This window comes from Micromonospora andamanensis, assembly GCF_016863495.1.
In the GTDB taxonomy this organism is placed as follows: domain Bacteria; phylum Actinomycetota; class Actinomycetes; order Mycobacteriales; family Micromonosporaceae; genus Micromonospora; species Micromonospora andamanensis.
In genome coordinates, this window is the sequence record NZ_BOOZ01000021.1 from 1 (window position 1) to 24,545 (window position 24,545).

At 67.7% G+C, this 24,545-nt stretch carries 21 protein-coding genes and 2 pseudogenes; 10 read left to right on the forward strand and 13 right to left on the reverse strand.

The window, feature by feature from the left end:
- Both Van01_RS18240 and Van01_RS18245 read right to left on the reverse strand, forming a co-directional pair.
- Positions 1-368, reverse strand: a pseudogene (locus Van01_RS18240) (DEAD/DEAH box helicase); the annotation flags it as partial.
- Positions 353-1,105 carry a hypothetical protein gene (locus Van01_RS18245; protein WP_204008653.1) on the reverse strand — a complete coding sequence of 251 codons (753 nt, stop codon included), beginning with the start codon at positions 1,103-1,105 and terminating at the stop codon, positions 353-355. The pseudogene Van01_RS18240 and the gene Van01_RS18245, both read right to left, overlap by 16 nt.
- Before the next feature lie 459 nt (positions 1,106-1,564).
- Here Van01_RS18245 and Van01_RS18250 point away from each other — a divergent pair, with 459 nt between their 5' ends.
- Positions 1,565-2,140, forward strand: coding sequence for a hypothetical protein (locus Van01_RS18250; protein WP_204008654.1), 576 nt, complete (start codon positions 1,565-1,567; stop codon positions 2,138-2,140).
- A gap of 353 nt (positions 2,141-2,493) precedes the next feature.
- Here Van01_RS18250 and Van01_RS18255 read toward each other — a convergent pair whose 3' ends face one another.
- Positions 2,494-3,912: a hypothetical protein gene (locus tag Van01_RS18255; RefSeq protein WP_204008655.1), complete on the reverse strand. Its 1,419-nt coding sequence runs from the start codon at positions 3,910-3,912 to the stop codon at positions 2,494-2,496.
- A gap of 289 nt (positions 3,913-4,201) precedes the next feature.
- Between Van01_RS18255 and Van01_RS18260 the strand changes: the two genes are divergently transcribed.
- From Van01_RS18260 to Van01_RS18280, 5 genes are all read left to right on the forward strand, one after another.
- Complete coding sequence (locus tag Van01_RS18260) at positions 4,202-4,909, forward strand: polymorphic toxin-type HINT domain-containing protein (protein ID WP_204008656.1); 708 nt, start codon at positions 4,202-4,204, stop codon at positions 4,907-4,909.
- 4 nt (positions 4,910-4,913) lie between these two features.
- Positions 4,914-5,366 (forward strand): hypothetical protein, encoded by a 453-nt coding sequence (locus tag Van01_RS18265; RefSeq protein ID WP_204008657.1) that lies wholly within the window; start codon positions 4,914-4,916, stop codon positions 5,364-5,366.
- A 145-nt stretch (positions 5,367-5,511) separates the two neighbouring features.
- On the forward strand, positions 5,512-6,072 hold the full coding sequence (locus Van01_RS18270; RefSeq protein WP_239099146.1) for an Imm7 family immunity protein: 561 nt from the start codon (positions 5,512-5,514) through the stop codon (positions 6,070-6,072).
- Between the two features lie 1,281 nt (positions 6,073-7,353).
- On the forward strand, positions 7,354-7,677 hold the full coding sequence (locus tag Van01_RS18275; protein WP_204008658.1) for a PadR family transcriptional regulator: 324 nt from the start codon (positions 7,354-7,356) through the stop codon (positions 7,675-7,677).
- 3 nt (positions 7,678-7,680) lie between these two features.
- Positions 7,681-8,202, forward strand: coding sequence for a PspC domain-containing protein (locus tag Van01_RS18280; RefSeq protein ID WP_204008659.1), 522 nt, complete (start codon positions 7,681-7,683; stop codon positions 8,200-8,202).
- A 170-nt stretch (positions 8,203-8,372) separates the two neighbouring features.
- Here Van01_RS18280 and Van01_RS18285 read toward each other — a convergent pair.
- The 4 genes and pseudogenes from Van01_RS18285 to Van01_RS18300 all read right to left on the reverse strand — a co-directional run.
- Positions 8,373-8,570: pseudogene (locus tag Van01_RS18285) on the reverse strand (cyclic-phosphate processing receiver domain-containing protein); the annotation flags it as partial.
- Between the two features lie 2 nt (positions 8,571-8,572).
- Complete coding sequence (locus Van01_RS18290) at positions 8,573-10,381, reverse strand: hypothetical protein (protein WP_204008661.1); 1,809 nt, start codon at positions 10,379-10,381, stop codon at positions 8,573-8,575.
- A gap of 139 nt (positions 10,382-10,520) precedes the next feature.
- A complete protein-coding gene (gene wrbA, locus Van01_RS18295; protein ID WP_204008663.1) occupies positions 10,521-11,162 on the reverse strand; it encodes an NAD(P)H:quinone oxidoreductase in 642 nt (213 codons plus the stop codon).
- A 55-nt stretch (positions 11,163-11,217) separates the two neighbouring features.
- Entirely contained in the window at positions 11,218-14,481 is a 3,264-nt protein-coding gene (locus Van01_RS18300) for an AfsR/SARP family transcriptional regulator (RefSeq protein WP_239099147.1), read from the reverse strand.
- A gap of 157 nt (positions 14,482-14,638) precedes the next feature.
- On the opposite strand from Van01_RS18300, the gene Van01_RS18305 reads away from it, so the two are divergent.
- Entirely contained in the window at positions 14,639-15,868 is a 1,230-nt protein-coding gene (locus tag Van01_RS18305; RefSeq protein WP_204008665.1) for an MFS transporter, read from the forward strand.
- 87 nt (positions 15,869-15,955) lie between these two features.
- Here the strand turns inward: Van01_RS18305 and Van01_RS18310 are convergent, their stop codons facing one another.
- From Van01_RS18310 to Van01_RS18320, 3 genes are all read right to left on the reverse strand, one after another.
- On the reverse strand, positions 15,956-16,213 hold the full coding sequence (locus Van01_RS18310; RefSeq protein ID WP_204008667.1) for a hypothetical protein: 258 nt from the start codon (positions 16,211-16,213) through the stop codon (positions 15,956-15,958).
- A gap of 2 nt (positions 16,214-16,215) precedes the next feature.
- Complete coding sequence (locus Van01_RS18315) at positions 16,216-17,427, reverse strand: pectate lyase (protein WP_204008669.1); 1,212 nt, start codon at positions 17,425-17,427, stop codon at positions 16,216-16,218.
- Between the two features lie 308 nt (positions 17,428-17,735).
- A complete protein-coding gene (locus Van01_RS18320; RefSeq protein WP_204008671.1) occupies positions 17,736-18,236 on the reverse strand; it encodes a hypothetical protein in 501 nt (166 codons plus the stop codon).
- Between the two features lie 185 nt (positions 18,237-18,421).
- On the opposite strand from Van01_RS18320, the gene Van01_RS18325 reads away from it, so the two are divergent.
- Together Van01_RS18325 and Van01_RS18330 are read left to right on the forward strand one after the other, a co-directional pair.
- On the forward strand, positions 18,422-19,318 hold the full coding sequence (locus Van01_RS18325) for an AfsR/SARP family transcriptional regulator (RefSeq protein ID WP_204008681.1): 897 nt from the start codon (positions 18,422-18,424) through the stop codon (positions 19,316-19,318).
- 118 nt (positions 19,319-19,436) lie between these two features.
- Positions 19,437-20,639 (forward strand): chymotrypsin family serine protease, encoded by a 1,203-nt coding sequence (locus Van01_RS18330; protein WP_204008683.1) that lies wholly within the window; start codon positions 19,437-19,439, stop codon positions 20,637-20,639.
- Between the two features lie 344 nt (positions 20,640-20,983).
- On the opposite strand, the gene Van01_RS33100 is transcribed toward Van01_RS18330, so the two are convergent.
- Complete coding sequence (locus Van01_RS33100) at positions 20,984-21,280, reverse strand: hypothetical protein (protein WP_239099148.1); 297 nt, start codon at positions 21,278-21,280, stop codon at positions 20,984-20,986.
- 33 nt (positions 21,281-21,313) lie between these two features.
- Here Van01_RS33100 and Van01_RS33105 point away from each other — a divergent pair, with 33 nt between their 5' ends.
- Positions 21,314-21,943 (forward strand): hypothetical protein, encoded by a 630-nt coding sequence (locus tag Van01_RS33105; RefSeq protein ID WP_239099149.1) that lies wholly within the window; start codon positions 21,314-21,316, stop codon positions 21,941-21,943.
- 24 nt (positions 21,944-21,967) lie between these two features.
- On the opposite strand, the gene Van01_RS18340 is transcribed toward Van01_RS33105, so the two are convergent.
- Positions 21,968-22,681 carry a hypothetical protein gene (locus tag Van01_RS18340; protein WP_204008685.1) on the reverse strand — a complete coding sequence of 238 codons (714 nt, stop codon included), beginning with the start codon at positions 22,679-22,681 and terminating at the stop codon, positions 21,968-21,970.
- Positions 22,682-22,909: 228 nt separating this feature from the next.
- A complete protein-coding gene (locus tag Van01_RS18345) occupies positions 22,910-24,055 on the reverse strand; it encodes an NUDIX domain-containing protein (protein WP_204008687.1) in 1,146 nt (381 codons plus the stop codon).
- Positions 24,056-24,545 lie beyond the last annotated feature (490 nt).

Here is a 24,545-nt window from a genome sequence, read left to right on the forward strand (position 1 = left end):
CTCACTGCTGTGGCATTCGGGTCCTGCCCACCGCGGCGGTAGCCGATGGCAGCGGCGAACCCGAAGGTAAGACGCTCGGCTCTGCTCCAGCGGCCTTCGCCCTGCAGGGCGAGGTCGAAGATGTGCGCGCTGACAGCGAATGCGTCTCGTTGCCTGGCGAGCGTGTACCGTTCGCGCGCCTGGCTGACCGAGGCGACGCTGTGCAAGTACCAGGCGGTGTCGAGTAGATCGTCGGAAATCTCAGATCGGCGTAGGAACAGCTGTGTCTCTGCGTTGGCGAGGAGGTCCTGCAGTTGCTCAGCAGTCGGCAAACCGGTGCGTCCGCCCAGCGCACCACGCAGCAGCGCGAGGTCTAGAGCCCTTTCCACACGATGTCCCTGACCTCGTTCGCGAAGGCCGTGAAGTTGGGGACAGCGATCACGATGCCTTCCCGCTGGCCCGGCGCCGAGTAGTTCGGAAACTTGCTGGCGAGGCTTTTGAAGGGGCTGGAACTCGTTGGAGCGTGGTGTGCGGAGGTCGCGACCGAAACGCCGACTCCGGCCCGAGGGCTTTCGTCAAGCCATAGGTCGACCATCTCGGCGAACAGCGCGCCGAGCGGGCCGGGGTGCAGCGTGCCAGGTGCGGTGAGCTTGGCCAGGTACGTTGTGCCGCGAGTACGCAGTTGTTCGCTTGCCCGCCCGATGGTTCCGGAGAGCGCACCGTTCTGCTCGTGCTTCTTGATCTCCCATGCCCGAAAAACAAGGACGCCACCAGCGATCTCGTAGACGACGACGCCGTCCCCACCGGGTTCAGCGACGTCGGCTTTCACGTCCGTAGCATGGACGAGAGCCCGCCCATCGAGGCAGGTCAGACGCTCGTTGACTACCTTGCCCCACAGCAACTCGGAGATATGGCCTTGAAGATGACCGTCGTCGCCGGGCTCGGCTGGCAAGCCGAATCCGATCCGCACGAAGGCTTCGACGCGTTCGCGGTCCCGCCCGGTATGAGCCGGGCCTCCGGCAACCCGCTGCCTCCACAGCTGCAGTGCCGGCGCCGCCCCGCAGCGGATTTCCATGGCGTAGTCGGCCAGTAGATGTGCGGCTTTCGTCAGATCACTGGCGGGCACCGTACCTCCGATGACGTACTCGCAATGGCCTGCTGGCCCAGCGATGACGGCAAGAAGATCCGTAACCCTCGTGGTGGCGGCGCTGACTGTGGTTGGTGGGCCAGCGGGCGTAGGCAAGCTCATCGGACATCGATCGTCACTGCGAACCCTCCCCACTGGCGTGAACGCTGGACCCGTAACGCAGCCAATTGTCGATCACGGCGGATCGGATCACACTACCGACTGAGGTGTGGCGCTCCTGCACGAGTTGCATGTGCAGCCTTGGGCGGCAGGTCACCCGCCGGACCGCGTGCTGCCACGGATGTGCAGGGACGGCGGCGATCAGATCCCGTGTACTGCTGACCCAATGTTGCGGCGAACTTCATCCGAAAGGGTGAACCAGTGCCTGGTGCGACCTCGAGTGGCTCCCTCGATGGCGGCCGAGGTCCTCCCGAAGGGCAGAGGTGTCAAGCTATTCGCTTGGGGTGTCCGTACGCCGCCGGCCCGCACGCCGACCCGCTTTCCGTCGGTTCGGGTTCGGCGGGTTCGGGCTCGGGGAGCTCGGGCTCCGCGGGTTCAGGCTCCGCGGACGAGGACGGCGCCGATCCGGTCGGTGCCGCCGGCGGGGCCGGCCGGGCGAGCGGGTCGACGCGTACCCGTCCGGGTCGCCTGCTGGCCGCCGGCGACGCCCTGCTGGTCGCGCTCCTCGCCATCGCGTACGCCGTGGTCGGGGGCGCCGGTCCCGACCGGACGGGTCAGCCAGCCGGCTCCGGTACGTCGGCCGTCGGCGGCGCGGGGCCCAATGGGACGGGCCAGCCCACCGATTCCGCCGTGCCGGCGGGCGGCACCTGCATGGTCGTGACCGCCCGGGACGTGCAGGTGTTCACCTCAGCGATGACCGAGGAGGTGTCGACCATCTGGCGGCGCGGCACGAAGTTCTGGGCTTACCGGGACGGGAGCGTCCAGTCCCGGTACCGCACAGTACTGCGTACCGGCCGGGACGGTTGGGTGACCAGTGACAGCCGCTACATCGACCCGGCCACCGGATGCCCGTGAGCCGCGCCGGCGGCTCCCTGTGAACCCTGCGACGCTTCGTCAGGTCGCACGCAGCAGCGCTGCCAGTTCTACCTCAACCCCTGACCGTCCCTGGACCGGACGCCACGGCAGCCGCTTATCCGGCCGGCTACCGGGAAGCAGGCGCACAGCGCCGCCCGACGACGGTGCGGGCGGGAGAGCGCTGATGAACCGGATCGCGGACATCTGGGGCACCTGGACGCCGCACCCGATCGACACGCCCTGGCCGGTGCGGGTGGACAGCGGTGCGGGCGAGCGCCGAACTGCTGCTGTCCCACGCGAAGATCCGCATGTCGTTGGAGGGTGCCTCCCAAGCTTGACCTGACTCGTCGCGGTCACCGCACACCCTTAGGTGGGTGGGCAGGTGCGGCTGCGGCGTCTGAGGGCGATGGCTGCTGGGGAGGTCGAGAGAGGCGGGCGATCTCCGCTTCGAGGTCGGCTACGCGCTTCTCCAGCTGCACACGGGTCGGCCGCGGAGCGACCGCTGTGTCCGCTCCTGATCTGCCCTTCACGGGCGTCGGTGGCACCAGCCAACCCACTCGCTGGAAGGCGACGATGGGTTGCTCGTATTGGCAGGTCCAGCATGTCGTCATCGGGTCCGGCTCGAGGTGACCCTGCTCGATCCGGCGGATGGCCTGCGCGTACTCGGCTACGCCGAGATGCTCTTTAATCTGCTCCATCCGAGCCTTGCGCTGCGCGACAGCGTCGGGATCGTTCGGTTCAGTCTGCCGATGGCCGTCCGCTGGCTTCCAATTCAGCGGCGTGATCTGGTGGTCGAGGTGTCCGCATTCCAGCTTCACGGTCCAGTAGCCGACCGTCTCAGGTTCGCGCCGCAGGCCCTTGTCGCCTTCGAGGTCCAGCGTGGACCGGGTCAGATAGTGGCTCACCGCCCGGTAGGGCGTCTCGGGGGTCCGGTGACTGATGCAGGTGTAAGCCCCTTTATGCAGCGGGCTACCGCCCCACGACCATGTCATGTCCGTCGGTGGCCGCTCGTCGCCGAGCGTCAGGATCTCGACAATTTCGCCGCAGCCGAGCTGCATCCGCCACCGGAACATCAGCTCCGCATCCGGAACCGAAGACCGTATCAAGGTACGATCTCCTCTCGTCACGGCTGCCAGGGCCTCGGCGCGGCGTTCGTTGTATTCGCGTAGCACCACAGCGACGGGCCGGGCGCGGCCAGGCAGCCGCCGCTCCGACTCGTGGTTCTCGTACGTCGTGCCTTCGCGCCGCGCCTTTCGTACCCGTTCCTCCGCACTGCCCTGAAGGATCTCCGAGATTCGGCGGATCTGGTCGGGGCTCATCGGAGGCGGTGGGCAGCATCGTCCGCAATGGCTGACCGCGCTACCCGCCATACTCCATCGCCCGGCGTGGCAGTAGGGGTGCCGCTGCTTGAAGGCCTGCTCCGCAGCCGTACGGGCGGCCTGCTCCTCGACGCTCAGATGCATCGTGCCCTTACCGGTCCACGAGGGCGACTCACCGAGCGAGATGAGTTCCTCGCCGCAACCGGGACACGGTTCGCCGGCCATCATCTGTTCGTGAGCCAGCCGGTCTGACTCCGTGTATGTCGGCACGGACCACGCTTCGCACTGGAGATACTTCGTGACGCCGCTGGCGACCATCCGATGGAGCTCACCGAACCTGCGGCAATCCATGCAGTACGGAGTTCCGTCGTCCGCCTTGGCCGGCAACTTGCGCAATGCGGCCTTGGTAATCAACGCCCGTTCTGTCACCGCCAGCGGCCTTCCGTGCGACATCGACGACTCAGGCTATTCGCCTTACAGCCAAGATCGGGTGAGACACCCCGTATGGCTATCGACTTCCTTCTCGATCTTGCTGGCACTCCTCGGAGTTCGCGTCTCAGCGTGCTCATCGGTGCCGAACCGCTGCCTCGGGCGGAGATCGATCATGGCCTTCCCGTCTACCGCGGGTGGAATTTCCGGCGCGCGAGGCGGCCTGGCTGGCGCGGGCGGTCGGGCTGGATACAAGGCAAAGCTATCCGCCTGCAAAAGCTCCAGCAGCTTCGTAGGCGGAACCCACGTCCTGATGGCGGACGGTTCCACGAAGCCGATCGAGGACGTGAGGGTAGGCGACCTCGTTCTGGCTGCGGATCCCGAAAGCGGGGAGATAGGCAAACGACTGGTAACGCATGTCATAAACAGCGAAGGGCCGAAGGAACTCGTCGCCATCACTGTTGGCGCCGGAACACAACCCGAACCCGCTGACGAGATCGTTGCCACCGACAACCACCCCTTCTGGGCTGAGAAGGTCCGACGGTGGGTCGAGGCCAGTGACCTACGCCCGGGTGACCTGCTGAGAACCCCTTCCGGGGCCGAAGTCCAGGTTGCAAGCCTGCGTACCTGGAGCCAGCCGCAGGCCGTGTATAACCTCACCGTCGCCGACATCCACACGTACTATGTGATCGCCGGCAGAACACCGGTACTCGTACACAACTGTCCGCCGGCCGGAGGCGCTGTTCCCAGTGGACAGCAGGGGCGGGGGCTCCAGATTCCGGATGGGGTTTCTAAAGGTCAGTGGCTGAAAGATCGGGCTGGTGCCCTTGGATTTTCGAAGCGCGTCCCGGCGCAGAAGGTGCCGTTCGATTCCAAGGGTCAGGCTGCCTTCTTTGACGGCAAGCGGTATATTACACCTGATATCACCGGGCATAATACCTTGAATGGCTGGAAGATGTTTGATCGAAAAGGAAATCGCCTTGGCACCTATGACTCTGATCTCAACTACCTGAAGCCGTAGAGTCATGTTTCGCATCGAATTGTCCGGTCCGGGTGGTCGCGCGCTCGATCCCAGCGTTTCCGTCGGTAAAATCAGCGCCGGCGACCTTGATGAAACCTTTGAGATGCCGACCCAATTCTGGAGCGAGGCGTCTTATCGTGCGAGCTGGCGGCGTGAGTTGCAACGAATCCTCGACGGTGCGGACAGGGCTGTGCTCTTGACTCTGGTGGTTGATCCACGCTCAGCTAACTGGCTGAGAGGTTATGCCCTCTATCGCCTTGATAGTGAAATTCGGATTCAGGAGCGGCTGTTCTTCTTGAGTGAACTCGGTCATGAATTTGATCTCGCGAATCCGAGTCGATCCGTGCCGGCACATGCGTCAGTGACTGATGATGGGCTCAGGATCTCAGAATGGACCGTTACAATCGCGGAGTTGCGCGGCTTCTTCGAAGACGAATGCAACGGATCAGAAGGTTAGGGGTTCGAGTCCCTTCGGGCGCGCTTATCTGACCAGGGGAGATGGCCGATTGGCTATCTTCCCTGTCGTCGTGTGAGTCACATGTGAGTCACGGCTGTGGCATACGTTCTTGGGCTCGCACGGCACTTGTGAGCTGCTGACATGTGTGGCAGCGCAGCGGGTTCGTGAGAAGGCCGTCAAGACCGGGCGGGTGCCGAACTTCCACTTTGAGGAGGCACGCACGGGTGCAGTGATCAGGAAGCTACGCGAATACGGTGTCCGGTACGGCGTCGAGCCCGTCTTCACATCAGACCGCTCGGAGGGTGACGTGTACGAGTTCCATGGTTGGTTCTGCCTCTCGCAGACCACCGAGGTATCGGACAGTGGTCAACTCGACGCCCTCATCGATGAGCTGAACGAACTGGTGGTCGGGTTGGACTTCCCAACGAACGTCTCGGCGGAGGTGACCATACTCAACGGGGAGTACTACCTGCTCCTGTATGGGGTGGCCAATCGACGTCGGGACGAGGCGGTGGGGATGCGCCAGGTGCTCCAGTTCGTCGCACGACGGCTGCCGGGGTCCTACGGCCTTCTCTTGGAGAAAGACGAGGAGATGCCCATCCCGCCCGGTCCGAACGCGTTCCGGGTGCACGTCATGGCGCGGGGTGAGATCACCGAACGCCTCGATCCGTTCCTGTCACCGATCCGTCCCGTTGTCGAGGACTGATCGCCGGGCTGATCGCGGTGCGCCTCATGAGCCTCGAGCCACCGACCCGGTGGGCGGGATCCATCCTTGATCATTTCGACCCGGTGTGAGTCGGTGGGTGTGCGGTAACCGCCGATCGGTGGTCGGCTTGCTCCCGTTGCGGCGACGGGGACGGTGTTCGTGTGGTGCTCCGATGGTGCTCGGATGTTCGGCACCCGATCAGCACGGGCGCGACTGTTCCAGCATCGCAGCAGTTTCACCGCCCGCGGCCGCGGCGGCCCGTTGAGGGCGACGCCTGGACCAGCAGAAACGAAACACCGCCCGTCTAGACGGAGGTGGCTGAACCAGTACGTTATAGGAGTCCGCGATAGCTTTTGAGATTTTTTGCCCGGTTCCGACTACGGATCAGAAGGTTAGGGGTTCGAGTCCCTTCGGGCGCGCCACACGATCAAGGCCGTGACCAGCGAAAACGTTGGTTGCGGCCTTGACTGTTTCCCGGCATGCGCCGTGATCTCCCACGATGTGCTCCGTTGGTGCTCCGTTGGTGCTCCAAAGTTCGCTCGCCGTCTGAGTGGCGGTTTGTGCTCGTGCGTGCTGACCAGTGCGTTTGCGTGTCGCCTGGTCTGGATCATGGTGGAGGTTTGCGTCGGCAGGTCGTCGGGTTCCGTCCACTGTGGCCATTGGTGTGGATTTTCATGGCGGCTGTCGCTGCGGGTGTGGCCGGTGGGCGTTGACCTGGGTTCACGGCTTGGCGGGTCGGGGGCTGCACCATGGGGTGGGGGTAGTGGCCAGTGGTGGCGGTGGTGTGGTGTGGGCATCTGATTTCCGCACGGTTGTCCTGTACCGGGTGCCGGGTAGTGGAGGGCACTTGACACGGTGCGGTTGAGGACCGTGCGGGTTGGGTTTGGGCCGGCACGAGCCGGGCTCCCGCCTCGTCGCCGGGGTGTCCATCGGGTCTGGACCAGGTCGGTGCCGGCTACACGATGAACCGCAGCGGCAGGTGTAGCAGCCGCCGGTGACCGGCGCGGGAGGGTGTTGGTCGAGCGGCTTCGCCCACGAACCGTTCACGTGCGGTGCCTGCACGACGCGGTTCGGGACTGCCATCACCGGCGCACGCTCATGGCCGAAGAGCGGTCATCGACTGGAAGTCCAGCGCATGCCCCGGATACCTAATGCTGTAGCGGCCGCCGGTGCTGCCCCGGTGGATGTGAGGGCCCGGCGTGGCCAGCCGTCGGCCTGCGGACCGGAGCCCGCGCAAGATCCACATTTGCGATAGGTACCTTGCTGTGTCAAGGTAGAGGCATGCAGTCCGATCCAAAGCTCGTTGCGTTGCGGCGCGGCCTGCTCGAACCACTCGTACTAGCTGCCGTCGAGTCCGAGCAGCGGTACGCGGCGGAGATCCTCGCCGCGCTACAGGAGGCAGGCTTCCCCGCCCAGGAGGGGACGCTGTATCCGCTGCTGAGCAAACTCCGGCGAGACGGGCTTGTGCACCACGAGTGGCGTGAGTCGCCGTTAGGGCCGCCCCGGAAGTACTTCTCCCTCACGGATACCGGCAGCGGCCAGCTCGCCGCGTTCCGCGAGTACTGGAACGAGCTGACCCGCATGATCAACACGATTGGACGATGACCCATGGACGAGCGGATCTCCATCCGCCTCACTGGGCATGTCGCGGCCTTTCCAGCCACCCGCGAAGCACGCGACGCCCTGCGGCAGTACCTCGATGATGCGCGACGCGCGCTGCGCTCCGACCCGGACGCTGACGAGATCGTCCGAGACCTCGAGTCCGCGATTGGCGACCGTTTGAGCACTCTCACGGGCTCGGGCGACGACTCGCTGACCGGTGCCCAGATGGCAGAGATCCTGGCTGAGCTCGGGCCGGTGAGCCCAGCACGCCCCTCGCCGCCTTCCGTCGAGGGGAGGCCGCGTGGCCGGTTCTGGTGCCGGATCAACGAGGGCAAATGGTTCGGCGGCGTCTGCCTCGGCATCGCGGCATACGGCGGGTTCCGCGTCGACTGGGTACGAACCGTCGTGCTGCTGCTGACCATGCTCACCGGTGGACTACTCGCCGTGGTGTACCTGGTCCTGCTGCTCGTGCTCCCCGTCGTCCCGACGGTCACCGACTATGAGCGCCAACGGGACGCACTGCGATAGACCTGAACCGAAGCGCATGGCGAAGCGGGACTCCAAGCTTCGCTGTTGTCGATCAGCAAGCCACCTTGCCACACCCCACCAGGCCTGCCAGCGGAGCTCACCACCACCGAACATGCACTCTTCTGCCGCCGTCCGAGTGCGACGGCCGCCCGATGGCGCGCTCGTTTCGATCAGCTCGCCGCAGGACCGTCGAGATAGCCGACGTCCGTGGAGCCCGACGCGACGCGGACGCGATAGCCCCAGTGCCGTAGGACCTGTGCAATCCTCGCGGCACCGCCAGGGTTCGCGGAGTGAACGTTGATGACGCCGATGTCGAAGCGACGCTCCTCGAACGCGGGCTGTTCCAGGACCTCCACGACCGGCCAGATCGCTACCGTCGACCGCGGCCCGCAGGATGGTCCAGCTCGCCTGGGCCTGTACTCGCTGCCGGGCGGCGGCGACGATCGCCGCGCGTAGGTCGCGGTGCGCGTCCGGGTGGTGATACGTGTCGAGCAGGGTCGCCATGACCCGCGGCGGTCCGTGGCGTGCCAGGAGCCGGGCGGCCTCTTTCCGGCTCGTGATCCTCGCCGGGCCGGTCGGTCCAGACCAGCGCGCCCAGCGCCGCCTCGGCGATCGCCACTGCGGGGGCGTCGAGGTGGCGCAGCACCAGCTCGCGGCCTGCGCCGGGCACGTGGGCGGCGGCTCGGATCGCCGCCGCGCGCTGCCACACTCCCTGCTCGGTGTCGGCGAGGATCAGCTCCAAATGCTCCACGAAACGGGTCTGCTGGCGGGGCAGCCAACGCTCGGCGTGCGGCACCCAGGCGGGCACCCACCGTATACCCGGTTCCACGAACCGGCCGCGTGGGCGGCGTTTGAGTACCTGGTCGAGCAGGTCGGTGCGGGAGGCGCAGATGATCACCCACACCTCGTGGAGCGTCACCGCCGTCGGATCGGTGGCGAGCACCTCAGCGACGCGGTCCGAGCGGGTACGCGGGTCATCGAGCCACAACCCGATCGCGGTGCGGGCCACCGACGCCAGCGTGTGCGGGCCGATCGCCCGACGCAGTAGGTCCTGCAGCTGTGGCAGCCGCCAGGCCCGCTTGCCGAGCGCGTGGGCCGCTGACGCGTCCGGCCAGGCCAGGTACGCGCTCCAAAGGCGCACCTCCGCCTCACGCTCCTGAATTCTCGCCAGGCCCAGCACCCGCCTCGCCTCGCGGATCCGGACCTCGGCCGGTAGCACCTCCATGATCTCGGCAGCCGGGATCAGCATCGCCGTGTCGACCTCGGACAGTGCCCGGTCGTATAGGTCGGCGCGTCGGGCCGGGGCGACGGCGTCGAGCAGCGCCGCCAGCGCCCGGCTGTGTTCCCGGTACCGGCTGGCCAGCGGCACCAACTCGTCGGTGGGCAGGACCGCGAGGCGGCGCAGTAGGGCCGGCGGGAGCACGTTCCGGCGTAGCCAGGCCGCGCGGCCGGGTGTGGTGAGCAGCCGGGCGACGCGAACCGGATCGTGTGCCGCGAGTCGTCCGTACGCGTCGAGCGGGCCGGGTAGCGACTCCTCCGGTGCGTACCGTTCAAGCAGATCGAGTGCCTGCGTCGGGTCACACCGCAGCACCGCGACGGCGGCGTCACCCCAGATCCTTGCCCGCGGTTCGGGCGGGGCTGCGGCCAGCCGCTCGCGGATCCGCTCCAGGAGCGGACCTTCATGCCGCCGGGCCAGCCGCTCCAGGCGCAGTGCGTGCTCCAGATCCGGCAGCAACGCCCGTACTGTGTCGTCGCCGCAGGCTGGCAGCAGCGTGGCGGCCTCCTCGTCACCGAACTGGGCGCGGACCTCGCTGATCAGCGCGTCGGCGACAGCCGGCGCACACCGGCGGCGCAGGCTGCGATAGACACGACGCCGCTGCATCGCGGACCGGTCGGTGACATCGCCGATCGGGATGTCGGCGCGCAGCGCCGCGGTGAGCGCCGCACCCCTGATCGACGGCTGCGGGTCGCGGGCCGCCGCGGCGATGCCCTCGGCATCGCGGGTCGCCATCGCCGCGACCAGGGCCAAGTGCCGCGCATAGGGACCCTGCTCGCGCAGATCCCGACAGACCTGAACACGATCAGGCGCGGTACGTGCCCACTCGACCAGCCGGCTCATCCGCACGGGGTACGGCAGCGGATCGAGCGTCGTCAGCAGGCTGCGGGTGGCGGTCAGCACGGCGTTCATTGTGCCCGCAGGCGCACCGTAACGAGATCGATTAAACGTCCAGCGCGACCGCCACTCAATCGACTATCAACGATGCGTCTCCCAGCAGCCGAGACAACGGGAAGGAAGTTCTTGACAAGACCTAGGTCAACTAGCCGAGCCGACCGTTCGCGCGGACAGCGGTGACGGCGACCGCCATGCGGGCGAGGCGTGCTGCCTGCAAGCGGGCCGCTTCGTGGACGGCCTTGGCGTACTCGGGATCGCGGCTGGCGCGGCTCTCCACGAGGCTGACGCCGTACGGGTTCCCGCCGGCGGCGTGAGCGGTGTCGTAGTTCAGGTAGCCCGTCGGCAGGATGATCGCCCCCCAGTGGTGGAAGGTCTGGTAGAGGCTGAGCAGGGTTGCCTCCTGGCCGCCGTGTTGCTCGTAGGTGGCGGTGAAGCCGGTCGCCGGCTTGTCGGCCAGCTCCTCCGCCTGCCATGGGGCGGTTGTGGTGTCGAGGAACTGGCGCAGCTGGGAGCAGACGTTGCCGAATCGGGTGGGCGTGCCGAAGGCGTATCCGTTGGCCCACCGGAGGTCGTCCAGGGTGGCGAGCGGGATGTCGGCGGTGGCGTCGAGGTGGGCCCGCCACTGCGGCTTGGCGTCGACGACCTGCTCCGGTGCCAGCTCTGCCACCCGGCGCAGGCGGACTTCCGCGCCGGCGTCGGCGGCGCCGTCGACGAATGCCTGCGCGAGTCGGTGCACAGTGCCGGTGGCGGAGTAGTAGATGATGGCGATTCTGGCGTCGGTTTGCATGGTTGGTTGCCTCCCTGGGCCGGCTCGGTTTCCTGATCAACCGTGCCGAGCAGGCTTACCGTCGGCTGACCATCCGCTCACCGACGTCGCCGAGCGCGGGTTCGTCGAGGTCGAACTGGGCGCCGCGGCTCATCTCGGCAGTGAACTCGGCGCTGCCCAGCACCGTCCGCACCCGGAAGGTGATGCGCCGGACGTCATGCTGCTCGCCGGCGGGCAGCGGCGCGCCGGCTGACTCGCGCAGCGTCCGGGCCGCGCCGAGCAGTCGCGCGGCCCGACGGTGATCGCCGCCGAGGCTGGTGGCACCGGCCAGGCCCTCGAGAGCCAGGGCCACTGCCCGATGGTCTCCGGTGGCGCGCGCCGCGTCGAGCGACTCGTGGTGGCGGCGCTCAGCGAGTTCGGCATCGCCCCGGTGTTCGGCGATGAACCCCAGCTCGGCCAGCGCCAACGCGCAGCCTGGCAGGTAGCCGGCGTGGCGGTTCCAGTCGAGCAGGTCCCGATGCCGGGTCTCGGCGGCGTCAAGGTCGCCCTGCCGCCGCGCTGTCATCGCCAGCCCGGTGCCGGCGAACGCGGCGGCGGATCGGCTCGACTGCTCCAGCGCCATCTTGAGCGAACGCTCATGCCAGGCGGCGGACTCCTGGTAGTCGCCCCTCAGTAGCGCCAGCCGGCCGATGTTGGCCAACTGCCGGGACACCAACGTCCACAGCCGCAGGTGTTCGGCGATGCGCAGCGCCTCGCGGTGGTGCTCCTCGGCGCGGTCGTAGTCGCCGCGGATCTCCGCCAGACTCCCCAACAGACTCGTCGGATGAACCTGACCCCAGCGGTCGCCCAGTTGCCCGAACAGCGACCGGCTGACCTCGCAGTCCCGCTGGGCAGCGGACAAATCGCTGCGGAGAACGAGCGCGAGGTCGGCTCGGGTGGCACAGGCGGCGGCGATACCCCACCGCTCACCGCGGGCGCGAAACGCCGCCAAGGCGGCGTCGACCAGTACGGCGGCTTCGTTCGGGTCGCCGGATCCGAGCATCATGGAGGCGAACAACCACTGCGCGAACGCCCTGTCCGGCCCCTCGGTGTCCGGATAGCTTTCCAGGATCCGCTGCCGAGGAGCGGTCGGGTCACCGTTGCGGGTGGCGAGTGCGACCAGCCACATCTCCGCATGTCGGCGGAGGGCATCCGGCGGGACATCGTGCTCGCTCGTCGCGACGATGTCCAACGCCGTTCGCAGTGACCGGCTGATCTCTCCGAAGCGGCCCCGGAGCAGCCGATACCAGGACAACGCGGTGGCGAGTATCAGTCCCGCGCGGGCGTGGCCGCCGGTGGCGGCAACGTCGAGTGCCGCCCGGAAGTTTGCGTTTTCGGCGTCGAGTTCACCCAGCGCGCGACTCTGGTCGTAGCCGCGTAGCCGTCCGGCGGCCTGCTCGGCGAGACTGGCGAAACATGAGGTGTAACGGCGATGGGTGATCGGCAGTTCGCCGGTGCTGTCGAGCTGTTCGAGACCGTAGGCGGCCACCGTCTCCGACAGCCGGTAGCGTCGCGGGCTCTCTCCGTGCCGCACCATGACCAGTGACCGGTCGATCAGGCGTATCAGCACGTCGAGGATGGCGTCCGGGGCGACCTGTTCGCCCGCGCACACCTGCTCGGCGGTCGCCAGGGTGGCACCGTCGGCGAAGACCGCCAGCCGGCGCAGTACCGCGCATTCGGCAGGCGACAGCAGTTCCCAACTCCAGTCGATCATGGCGCGGAGTCCCTGCTGGCGCGGGGGCGCGGTGCGCCGACCGGAGGACAGCAGTCGGAAACGATCGTCGAGCCGCGCCACCAACTCGCTCGGGTCGAGCGCCGGCAGGCGGGACGCGGCCAGTTCCAGCGCCAGCGGTACGCCGTCGAGCCGGCGGCAGATGGTGGCGATCGTTTCCATGTCTTGCTCGTTTACGCTGAAACCAGGCGCGATGGCGCGGGCGCGGGCCACGAAGAGCCGAACCGCCGGGGTCTCGACGATTTGCTCTGCGGTGGCTCCGGGCGCTGGCAGGGCCAGCGGGGGCACCGGAACGACAACCTCGCCGCAGATCCCGAGCGGTTCGCGACTCGTCGCCAGGATGCGCAGGTCAGCTGCGGCGCCGAGGAGTCGCTCGGTCAGGTGAGCGATGGGCACCACCACGTGTTCGCAGTTGTCGAGCAGCACCAGCATTCGCCGCTTCCGCAACGCGGCGACCAGCCGGTCCATCGGCTTACGTGGTCGATCACCGGGCGGGCTGTCGTCTCGGATCTCAAGAGTCGCCGCCACCAGGTCGACGATCTCGATGAAGGTGGTCGGGGCGCCTCTGTGTGGCTGGCCGGCGAGCTCGACGAGCCACACCCCCGAGGGAAACGTGTCGGCCAGCAGCCGAGCAGCCTCGAGCGCCAGCCGGGTCTTGCCTACCCCGCCCGGACCGGTCAGGGTGACCAGCCGCTCGGTCGTGACACGCTCCCGTACCGTTTCCACGGCATCGTCGCGCCCGATCAGTCCGCCGTACGGACCTGGCGACACCGGTGCCGGCAGGTTGGTCCGGGCCGGAGTGGACGGCGGCGTGGGCGGCTGTAGCGCAGGGTCCTGACGCAGGATCGCCCGATGCAGCTCGGCCAGGTCCTGTCCGGGGTCGATGCCGAGTTCGTCGCGCAGTTGCCGGCGGAACTGCTGGTAGGCGGCCAGGGCGTCGCGTTGGCGTCCCGAGCCGTACAGGGCACGCAGATGCGCGGCCCGGAGTCGCTCGCGCCACGGGTGGCGTGCGACCAGATCGGCCAGCTCACCGGCGAGCAGGTGATGCTCACCAAGCTCGAGCCGCGCCTCGGCCAGGTTCTCCAGCACTGCCAGGTACTGGTCGTTGAGCCGCTCGGCCGCTTGGCGTACGAATCGCTCGTCGCTGAAGTCGGCGTACGGGCAACCACGCCAGAGCGACAGGGCCTCCGTCAGCGTTGCCACCCGCTGGGCCGGTTCCCGCTGCGTGCGCGAACGTGCCGACAGCGCGGTGAAGCGCATCGCATCGATCGATTCCGACGACGCCCGTAGCCGGTAGCCGGCATCGCCGAACTCGACCAGCGCGCGGCCACCCGCCTCACCCTCCTCCAGCGCTCGGCGCAACTGCGACACCTTGGTCTGCAAGGCCCCGAGCGCGTTGCCCGGCGGCTCATCACCCCACAGATCCTCGATCAGGCGGTCGGCGGTCACCGGGCGCCCCTCGTGAACCAGCAGGTCAGCCAGCAGAGCGCGAACCTTCAGGCCGGGCACGGCGACGGGTTCGCCGCCCGATGTCCATACGGCGATCTCGCCCAGCACCCCGAATCGCACCGCTTCACATTAATGCTCCGGCCGAGGTAGATCGGCGTGCCCGTCCGCGCAAGCAGCGTGGATCACTTGCTGGTCCGAGTCGCGGACGCAGGCGACCGTCAGTAGGCGGTAAGTGCGCTGGGCAGGCTCGATCCAACCGATCGACTTGGAGGATGCGATGGATCACCTACCGCGCAGCGCGGCCACTCGACACGGCCCCCAGCCCGGCCCCGGGCGGTTGGCCACACCCTGGCTCGCCCTGCTGGCCGGTCCGCTGTCGTACGGGATCGCCGCACCAGCCCTGGTCCTCGACGACCTGGCGCGGGCGATGGATACCGGGGAACAGGCGGCGGCCGCCGGCGTGACCGCCTTTGGATGGGGCATCGCGTTGGGAACGCCACTGTTGGCGGCGCTGCTCGCCCGCCGCGGCGTACGGGCGGTCCTGACCGTCGCGACCGTGCTGGTGGTCGCCGGGACGGTCCTGATCGTGCTGAGTCCGAACGTGCCGACACTTGTGGTCGGTGCGGCGGTGCAGGCGCTGGGGTCCGCTGGCCTCACCGTGACGGCCATGAAGCTGGCCGGCTCGGCGCGGCGGATGGGGGTGGTTGCTGCGTCGCTGGCGGTAGTCGGCTCTGTCGGCCCACTGACCGGCGCAGTGGTTGCCGACCCCTTCTCGTGGCGGGCAGCGCTGGCGCTGCCACTGCTGGCGGTGATCGCCGTACCTGCGGCTCGTCGCAGGCACGGCGCCCCGCCGCCCGGCGGGGTGCCGGCAGCGTTCGACCCTATCGGCATGACCTTGCTCGCCATGCTGGTCACCTCGGCGGTCCTCACTCCGCACCGGCCGTTGGTGGCCGGGCCGGCGACCGTCGTGCTGCTGTTGGTGCTCGCGGCCCGGACGAAGGTTCGCCCCGACGGCTTCCTGCCCGCCGCGGTGGCACGTAACGGCCGGTTCCTCGCGGCATGCACGCTGGCCTTCGCGCTGGGAGTGGTGAACTTCGCCCTGCTCTACTTCGCATCGGATCTGCTGCGAGAGCACGCCGGTTGGGAAGGCACCCGGACCGGGATCGTGTTGCTGGTGCCGTACCTGTTCGGCGGCTTCTGCTCGGGATTCCTGGTCGCGGCGTCCGTACGGGTGCCGCACCGGGTGGTGGCCGCCGCGTTGCTCGTCGTCGGCGCCACCGCGCCGCTGCTGGCGGCGAGCACCACCTTCGTGCCGCTCCTGCTCGCGGCGATGGCGCTCGGATCCCTGGCCGCCGCGACCGGCCAGGGTGTTCTCGCCCTGCGCGCGGCCGGCGTGGTGCCCGCCTCCCGCGAGGCCGAAGCCCTGGGTCTGTTCAACCTCGCCTACCTGCTCAGCGTCGCGTTCGGCCCGGCGATCGCCGTCATGCTCTCGCATTCGCCCGGCTGAGGACCGGCACCATGAATCACGACGCCCGGAGGCGCACCTCGTGTGGTAGGCACTCCCGCGCGGACGTCACCGGTGGCGGATGGGCGGTCATTCCACCAGCGTGACCTGGCCAGTGTCGAGGTCGTACCGGGGCCCGACCAGCGGCGGCTCCGTCTCAGCGCTGCGGCGAAGGTGGTGCAGCCGGACCGGCGATGCCGGCGCGTTCTGACCAGGGGCCGGGATGGTCAGCGGGCGTAGCCGGGTGGATGTTCGCAACTCCTCGTGATGCACACCGAGTTGCTCGATGAGGCGCCGGAAACGGGCACCCGCCTGGAGGCGGGTGCCGCTTCGCGAAACGTGTCTCATGACTACCGGAAGGTGACGTCACTTCTGTTGACCTTGCAGTTGGCGTCGTTCCAGCCCTCACCGAGGTAGCTGGGTTCGCTGCCCTTGGCCACACCCCTGTACTTGCCGCAGATGGTGGCCGAGCCGATTACCACCACGCGAGTGATCGTCGCGGTGTCGTTCCAGTTGCTGTTGATGCCGGCGAGCATGTCGATGTCGTCGACGAGGACATTGTCGATACGCACGTGACGGGTGTGCGAAGTGGAGCAGTTGCCGCAGGCGCGGTACAGCTTGCCCGACCCCTTGAGGTAGAAGCCGGAGATGCTGACCGTGCCGTTGCCGTTGTGCTGGAAGGTCTTGTCGCTGCCGTTGCGCGCGCCGCCACCGATGACGTAGGAGGTACCGCCGTTTGTCTGCTTGAAGGTGGCGGCGTCCTCACCTATGTCGTTCCACCACACGTTGCGCAGCGTGCAGGTGCCCTCGCAGTGCACGCCGTCACCAGCGGGCGAACCGAGGATGACGTTCTGCAGTGTGCCCCCGTTGGCGATTTTGAACATCGGGTCCTGCGACTCGCCCTGCCCACCGTCACCGATGCAGCAGTAGGTCTTCATCCCGCCGTCGAAGGTGCCGGAGACGTTGACCGTGCCCGAGATGCTCACCGAGCCGGCCGACGACGGCCACGCGCCGGTCGGCGTACCTGGGTTGCTGGTCGGGCTGGACGTCGGACCGCTGGTGGGGCCACTGGTCGGGCTGGTGGTCGGGGTCGACCCGCCGCTGGCGTACGTCTCGAACTCGGCGATCCGCGGGGTGCCGGATGCGCTGGTGATGACGAAGGAGAGCTTCCTCAGCGACGTCGAGGAGAAGTTGATGGTGCTCGGGGCGCTGCTGCCGCTGGCCAGGGTGGAGCCCGTGTCGTGGTTCTTGAGCTGCCAGCCGTTGATCGAGCCGCCGCCCGAGGCCTGCACGATGACGGCCGAGGACACCGTGGTGGTGCTTCCCCACTTGACCGAGACCGTGCCGGTCGAGCCGCTGGGCGACCAGTAGGTGCTGGCGATGCCGTCCTTGACGTTGCCGTAGCTGGTACCACTGGCTTTGCTGGAGCCATCGGCACCGGCGCCGAGGCTCAGATTCGTGGCGGCTGAGGCGTTGGGAACCTGCAACGCCAGCGCGACGACGGCACCTGCGACCACAGTGGCACCGCCGGCCAGCCACCGCGTGACGACTTTGCGTCTCATCCGATCTCACCTTTCAAGCAGGGGGAAAGCGCTTTCCGACAACCATAGAGATCGATCTATAGTGAGGCAAGGGTCACACGCGATCCATCCGCTTTCACCCCAACGCCGTCACGAACGGCGCACGGGCCGCACCGTCCACGGATTCCTGGACGACTCTCGTTACGGGGCGGGTCGCACGGTCACCGACAGCCGCGCGGACCTGTCGGCATCGCCGGTGATCGCCTCGCCGGGTGCCGTGATCTCGACCGAGCGCAGGGCCGGGCGACGGCGATCGTCGAAGTCCTCTTGGGCGTCGTCCCAGGTGCCTGTCAGTCGATCTTGACCGAGTCGGCGATCGCGTCGGCGACGGCTGGATCTTCGCTGACGGCAATGACGACAACCCGCCGCTCCACCACTACGACCCGGCGGGCCCGGCCGTCCGGCAGGACGTCTCCGCCTCGATGCGCGTTGCGACCGGCGATCTGACGCTCTTCCGTCGCGATCGTCGCGGCAGGGTCAAGGGCGAGGTCCGCAGAGAGCCGAATCTCCGCGTAGTCAACCCGAGGTGCCGGCGTGAGCGCACAGCCCGCGACCGCCTGAACGTCCACGACGTACGTGTCCCGAACCGGCGTGCCACATTCGATCGCGTTGCGTGACCACGCGGCCGGGACCGAGATTCGCACGCCCTCGCTCGCGACCTCTTGCACGCCGGAGGGCTGGTTCCCGCGAGCGGCTGTCAGTGCCCAGGCGATCAGGCACACCACGGCCGTCGTCGCGACGGCGACCAGCGCGATCCTTGGACGACTGCGACTGCTCATGCCGACGCTCATCGCCGACTCCTCCTCAGGTGACAGCGGACACCGTCGGCATCGGGCGGTTCCCGCGAAGGCTACCCGAACTGCCTGACGCCGGCTGCCGCACCTGACCACTCCGCAGCCCCAACGTGGCGTATCTGTTCGATACGCCATGAGAGACTAGCCGCCGACACTCATCAATATACGGGGGAGTAAGTTTGATGACTCGTGTCGATGCAGGCGGTCGGTTTCCGGATGAATTGCCCGATCCGCACCTCCGGGAGGCAAAGCGCCTGACCATCGAGCTGTTTGGGCGGACCGCCGCGTGGCGGAACGGCGCAGAGGTGGCGCTCGGGCCCACCGGTCAGCGGACGATCTTCGCCATGCTCGCCATAAACGTTGGCCGGCCGGTACTTCGGCGGGAGTTGCTCGATTCCCTGTGGCCGGACAGCCCACCTCGGGAAGCGATCAACATCATCCAGACATACGTGAAGCGGCTGCGGCGTTCTCTCGAACCCGAACGGCCGCCCAGGGTGTCGAGTGGCCTGCTGAGGCGGGTCAGCGATGGCTACGCGCTGTGCGCCGATGCTGAGGCGATCGATCTGGGACGGTTCCGGTCCAAGGCTGACCTCGCACGCAGTGCGCGGAGGCATGGTGATGACCACCGGGTCTGGCTGCTCCTCGATGAGGCGCTACGAATCTGGCACGCACCCATCTTGGCGGATCTCCCCGAACTCGCCGGTCATCCGCTAGCGAGAGTGCTGGAGGACGAACGTGCGAATGCGGTGTGCTGGTACGCGGAGGCCGCGCTGTCCCAAGGAAACGCCGATGAGGCGCTCGTTGTCGTAGGGCAGGCGGCAGCGGTGTCGCCCTTGGACGAAAGTCTGCATGCCTGGCTGATCCGGTTGTACATGGCAGTCGGCCGGCGTGCTGAGGGACTGGTCACCTATCACCGGATCAGGCAGCGATTGGCCCGCGAGCTCAGGCTGGATCCGAACCCGGAGTTGGAGGAGCTACATCGGATGTTGAAGCGCCGCAGGACGGCGGGCCGCCGACCCACGTTCCAGTCCCTGTCCAGTCGCCAACCAGTCCAGCTCCATCGACGTGGGCGATCCTGACGTCGCGCCCGGTGACCCCAACCCGGGATGGTGACCCAACCCTGCGGAAAGGATCTCGCCTGACATGACTCGGCAACGTCTACGAGGCCGTCCCCGTCAGTTGCTCGCCCTCTTGGCGGTGGGCACGCTGGCCTTGGCCGCGACCGCCACGCCCGCCGCTGCGGACTCGGACAGCAAGAGGCATCTCGTCAAGCCTCACACCCTCAATCTCACCGACCTGGAGCGGGATCAGGCGCCGCTGGCCGCGCTAGCGGATCAGATCCAGGAGCGGGTCACCAAACAGCGGCTCGCTGGCTTCGCCGGCGTCGCGATCGACGTCGCAACCCGACAGGTGACCCTCTACTGGAAGGGTGCGGCGCCAGCTCCCTTCATCGCCGGCCTTAGCAAGGCGAACGGGGTCCGGATGCGTACCGTGTCGGTGCCGTATTCGCTCGCCGAGCTCGATCGTGAAGCACGGCGGATCGCCCAGCAGAATCTCTCAACCGTGGCATCGGTCGGGCCACGTGCCGACTTCACCGGACTTTCTGTCGCAGTCGACCGCGCCGCTCCCAGCGCCGTTGCCGCATCGGCAGCGATCACCAGTGCCATCCCGTTGAGCTTCACCACGTCACCTCGAACCGAGCCGGCAAGCCGGTGGGCGGACGTCACGCCCTACTGGAGTGGCAACGCGATCGAGCGGCCCGCAGGCATCGGACGGGTTTACCGCTGCAGTACGGCCTTCGCGGGTAAAACCACAAGCAACCACAGCGTCATGGTGACGTCGTACCACTGTGGGGCGAACGCTGAATGGAAGTCACCAAACAGTGGGTGGATCGTCGGAAACTCGAATGCCGGCCAGGCATCCATCGACTCCATGCTCATCTCGGGCAGTCACTACGAGGGCAACATGTACGTGGGTGACGTGAACTCCAACCAGGGAGTTCCGGTCTACGGTGCCGGCAATCCCGCGTTGAACTCGTGGGTCTTCGCTTCCGGCTCCCACTCCGGTGCCTCGGTGGTGCAGGTGGCGTCCGTCAACACGTACATCAACCTGAGCGGGATCGGAACTGTAGGCCCCGGGTTCCACACCGTGAACACCGACGGCGTCGCATCGATCGGCCAAGGCGACAGCGGTGGTCCCATCGCACAGGCGGTTTCGGTCACCGGGGGCACCGCCATCTACGGCCGTGGTGTCATCACCGGAGGTACGCCAACCACGGAAGGCCCCTGCCAAGGGGTGCAGAGCTCCGGGCGGCAATGCTGGCGACAGACATTCCATGTCAACATCTACGAGGTCATGGCGCGCTGGGGGATCATGATCGGCAACAGCGGCGGGGTTTGATCCGTCGGTAGATCGGAATGGAGTCGGGCGACCTGGCGCGCCCGGCTCCGTCCTCGCCCACAGAGCTGTCGCGCACTGCCGATGAGAGTGCGCCGATCTTCACAAGGGCTGGCCGGCGACAGATGCCGCTTGCTGAGGTGCGCGCGGGGTGGGATCATCACGGCCATGATCGAGAGAATCGAGTCCTCCGTCCGCCGGTGAGCGTGACGACCGAGCCTGGACTGCTCGGACCCCGGATCACTCTGTTCGACCACGCTCTGCGTCTCCATCAGCGACATCCCGATGGGGCTCTGCCTCGCGACGGTGAGCCGTATCCGGACGATGAGCGTCACCGTTCGCGGCCGTCAACCCGTCGTGCGAGGGATCGGCGGCTCTACGGTGCCGATGTCGCTGTCATCCTCGACAGGCACTTCAGTCAGCCCGACGCGCAGGCGAGTGAGCTTGTCGACGCCTTCGGCGATGTGTACGTCCCGATCCACCGCAATGACCACATCGTTGCCGCGGCGCTGCGCGCCGATCGGCAGCGAGTGCGGCGGACCGGCCGCTGGTTGGTGCGGCACGGCACCGACCGCAATGCCGTCACGGTCGGACTTACGCTGCTGAGCGCCGATGGGGCCGAGGACGACATCCCGCTGATCCAAACCATAGGTCTGCTGTCGGACTGGTTCGGGCCGTTGGTCGCAGAGGCGTTGCAACGCCGCCGGGGAGGCACCGAAGCGCTGCTGTGGCTCGCCGAGCGGGTCGCTGGCTGGGGTCGGGTCTACGTCGTCGAGGCGCTGTGCCGACAAGGCGCTGCCCGTTCCCGGGCGTGGTTGCTACGCCATGCCTGCGACGGCGACTATCTCAACGGCTACTTCGCCGGCCAGGTCGCCACCACAGCACACCTGCACGAAGCGATCACCAGCACCGATGTCGACGACGATCTGGTCGATCACACCGGCCGGCTGCTGAGGGTCATGGCCGACTGCGGTGGCATGGGCATGACCCTCGAGCACTACCCGCCGGCACCTGTCGTGCTGGCCGCACATGCTGCTCACCTCGCCCAGCAGTCGCCGACAGCGAACCGGTACGTCGATGCCGCGATCATCGCCGATTATCTGACGGCCAAGCCTCCGAACCGGTGCGGTTGCACTGCCGAGCAGCGGGACCACATCGTGCAGCAGTACCTCGCCGTACTCGACCGGCCGGACTGGCGCGACGCTGTCCGCGCGGGCCTCGGCCCGACCAGCGACTTCTTCGCCTGGTTCACCGGCCACGTCGCGGCCCGGCTGCGTCTCGGCGCGTTCTCCGACGTCGCAGAGTGACGGGCGGGCCTGCGCGCTGAACTCCTACACCAGCAGGCACTCCCGCATCCGCGCGCCCGGATTGATGCCGCCGACCACCCGAGGGCCGGCTGGGTCGTGAACGTCGAGGGTGTTGTTGCGGCGCATCACCTCGCGGACCGGAGGAGGCAGCCGCGGCGGGTCGTCGATGGCCGCGAGAACCTGCCCGGCGGTCGAGATCAGTCGATCGGCCAGGGCTGCGGCGTCGGTGTCCACCCGTACCTGGCCGTACTCCAAGCCGATGACGGTGAGGTCGAGCACCTCGAACACGCGGGCCAGGAGCAGGTCCGGGTCGGTCACCTGGCCGAGGCGGGGCGCGCGACTGCCGACCGCTGCGACGGCGGCGGTCACCTGCACGTACGGGTGCAGGCCGCTCGGTAGCGCGAACAGGGGCCACCGCAGCGCAGGTCCGGCCTCCTTCCACAGCGGCCGGTAGTTCCGGCGGTGCACCAGGAGCCGCCGGCCCGTGTGTCGGTACACGTCGTGGGCCTGGGCCTGGAGGTCCGCGTGAGCCTCATCGGCGGCCTCGCTCACCATTCGGGCCGCCACCACCAGGCCGTCGTCGTCGTCCAGCATCCGGGTGATCGCTTCGACCTGCTCCGGAAACCGGACCGGCGAGCCGGCACCGTACCGGTGCCGGACATCCCGCAGCAACGCCTGCTGCCGTCCTGGATCGAGCTGGACCCGCTTGCTACCCAGCAACTGCCGGAACCAACGCATCTCGCCTCGTTTCAGCCGCCGCAGACCGCAGCAATGCTAGTGCCGGACTTCCGCCGCCACCGCACCACCCGTTCGGCCCGGCCACGGCGAGGTGGTCAGCTCCGGGATTCGCCGTCCGCAGTCTGGCAGGGTCGGAGGCGAAGCTGCCGGGGCCGGTTTCGCTGCATGCCCCCGCCAAGAACGTCGGAGCAGCCGCCGCCGAGACGGCGGATCCGACATCAGGGCCGGTCAGTCCTCCCAGGAGGCGAATGTCTCGGCCGCCCGGGCGACTGCTGCCTCAATGGGCTCGGCGGCGTGGATCTCGCCGCCGTAGGGGCGCACCATGAACCCGCCCAACGCCGGATGAAACGCTAGACCGCGTTTGACCTGGCTGGGCGAGTCACGACGGTCGTACAGGTTCAGGGTGCCGTGACTGATCCACGGCCACATGCGGCGGAGCACCGGGTTCGCCGCGGCGGCGCGGGCGAGCGGGACTGTGACTTCCGCTTCGTGTTCGGTGATGATGTGCCAGAGCGCCTCGATCGCGGCAACCGGCTCGGTGACGGCAAGGTAGGTGTGGCGCTCGGCAAGCTCCTTGGCGGAATGCCCACTGTGCAGGTCGAGCATGGTGCCGGCGATCTCGTCCAGGTCGCCCGTCCGACCCGCCGCGGCCAGGTCACCGCTGTTCACCCAGACCACCACCTCGAAGCCTCCGCCGCAACCGCCGCGAACGCTGATGTGACCGCCCGGTGTGAACAGTAGGGCTGCGACCGGGCCGAAGCGGTCAGAGCCGCGGCTCAGTCGCTCGAGACCAGTGCGCCGGTGCAGTTCGTCGACAAGTCCGTTCCGGTCGAGGGCAGCCAGGAAGCGGAAGAAGTGCGGGTCGAAGCGGCCCGGATCAGCCGCCACCAGCTCGTCGCGGGTCCACCAGCGGACGGCGTTGAACTCGCCCACGTCCGGGCGCAGTTCCTCATCGCCTGTGCAGTTCAGCACGTACCAGAGGCTGACGTCGGTGTGGCCGTGGTCCTGCCCGACCGTACGCGTGATGGTCAGAAAGATCGGCGACCGCGACAGACCCGCATCGCCCAGCCCAAGCTCTTCCTGGATCTCCCGCCGCGCGGTCAGCGCGGGGTCTTCATCGACCTCGACGTGACCCCCAGGCGGAAGCCACAGCCCGGCGTTGATGTGATCTACGAGGAGGATCCGACCGTCAGCGGCTACCGGCACCACGTAGGACACCAGGTGCTGCGGCGGGGACGCCGGCTTGACCCGGCGGAACACGTCGTCCGTGCTCGCCAGCCAGGCCAGCGCCGACACGCGATGTTCGGCACCGAGCTCGTCGACCGGTGACAGCCGGGACACCAGGTCATGGACGACCGCTACGGACTCACGCATCCGAGAATGCTGTCACGGGCCCCGAGGTGCTGTGGACCCTTCACCACACCTTGATCAACAGATTCCACCTGGTCCCGACCCGGAAGCTTGTCAAGCCATCTATCCGGCCGGAAAGGCAACGGCGGGTACAGCTTCTCGTTCTGATGTAACAGCCATGGGCTTACGTAGAGGGTATGGCCGACAGGTGCCTGGTAACCCGCAGATCTCAACGTCCCCTCTCGTGCTGCCTCGATGGGCAGACGTGCTCCACGCAGCCAGCGTGACAGGGGGCAATGTCGCTGTCTGGCCGGAAATCTGGAAGGCGCCGGTTGGCCGGTACGGATCCACCCGCACCGGCCAACCGGCCTCAGGACCGATGCGCGTCAGCCGAGGATTCCGCCGATGGTTTTCCAGTCGCTCCAGGTGCCTTGCCAGGTTTTTTGGTAGACGACGCCTCGGGGGCTGCGGGCGAAGACGTCGTACTGGCCGTCGAGGTAGGTCACTGCCGGAG

Bases quoted from the DNA above. Each gene is read 5' to 3' on its own strand.
- Van01_RS18255 (WP_204008655.1), bottom strand. From the start codon at position 3,912: ATGTCGCACGGAAGGCCGCTGGCGGTGACAGAACGGGCGTTGATTACC.
- Van01_RS18340 (WP_204008685.1), bottom strand. From the start codon at position 22,681: ATGCGTTGGTTCCGGCAGTTGCTGGGTAGCAAGCGGGTCCAGCTCGAT.
- Van01_RS18280 (WP_204008659.1), top strand. From the start codon at position 7,681: ATGGACGAGCGGATCTCCATCCGCCTCACTGGGCATGTCGCGGCCTTT.
- Van01_RS18275 (WP_204008658.1), top strand. From the start codon at position 7,354: ATGCAGTCCGATCCAAAGCTCGTTGCGTTGCGGCGCGGCCTGCTCGAA.
- Van01_RS18260 (WP_204008656.1), top strand. From the start codon at position 4,202: ATGGCGGACGGTTCCACGAAGCCGATCGAGGACGTGAGGGTAGGCGAC.
- Van01_RS18345 (WP_204008687.1), bottom strand. From the start codon at position 24,055: ATGCGTGAGTCCGTAGCGGTCGTCCATGACCTGGTGTCCCGGCTGTCA.
- Van01_RS18310 (WP_204008667.1), bottom strand. From the start codon at position 16,213: ATGAGACACGTTTCGCGAAGCGGCACCCGCCTCCAGGCGGGTGCCCGT.
- Van01_RS18305 (WP_204008665.1), top strand. From the start codon at position 14,639: ATGGATCACCTACCGCGCAGCGCGGCCACTCGACACGGCCCCCAGCCC.
- Van01_RS18325 (WP_204008681.1), top strand. From the start codon at position 18,422: ATGACTCGTGTCGATGCAGGCGGTCGGTTTCCGGATGAATTGCCCGAT.
- Van01_RS18265 (WP_204008657.1), top strand. From the start codon at position 4,914: ATGTTTCGCATCGAATTGTCCGGTCCGGGTGGTCGCGCGCTCGATCCC.
- Van01_RS18320 (WP_204008671.1), bottom strand. From the start codon at position 18,236: ATGAGCGTCGGCATGAGCAGTCGCAGTCGTCCAAGGATCGCGCTGGTC.
- wrbA (WP_204008663.1), bottom strand. From the start codon at position 11,162: ATGCAAACCGACGCCAGAATCGCCATCATCTACTACTCCGCCACCGGC.
- Van01_RS18315 (WP_204008669.1), bottom strand. From the start codon at position 17,427: ATGAGACGCAAAGTCGTCACGCGGTGGCTGGCCGGCGGTGCCACTGTG.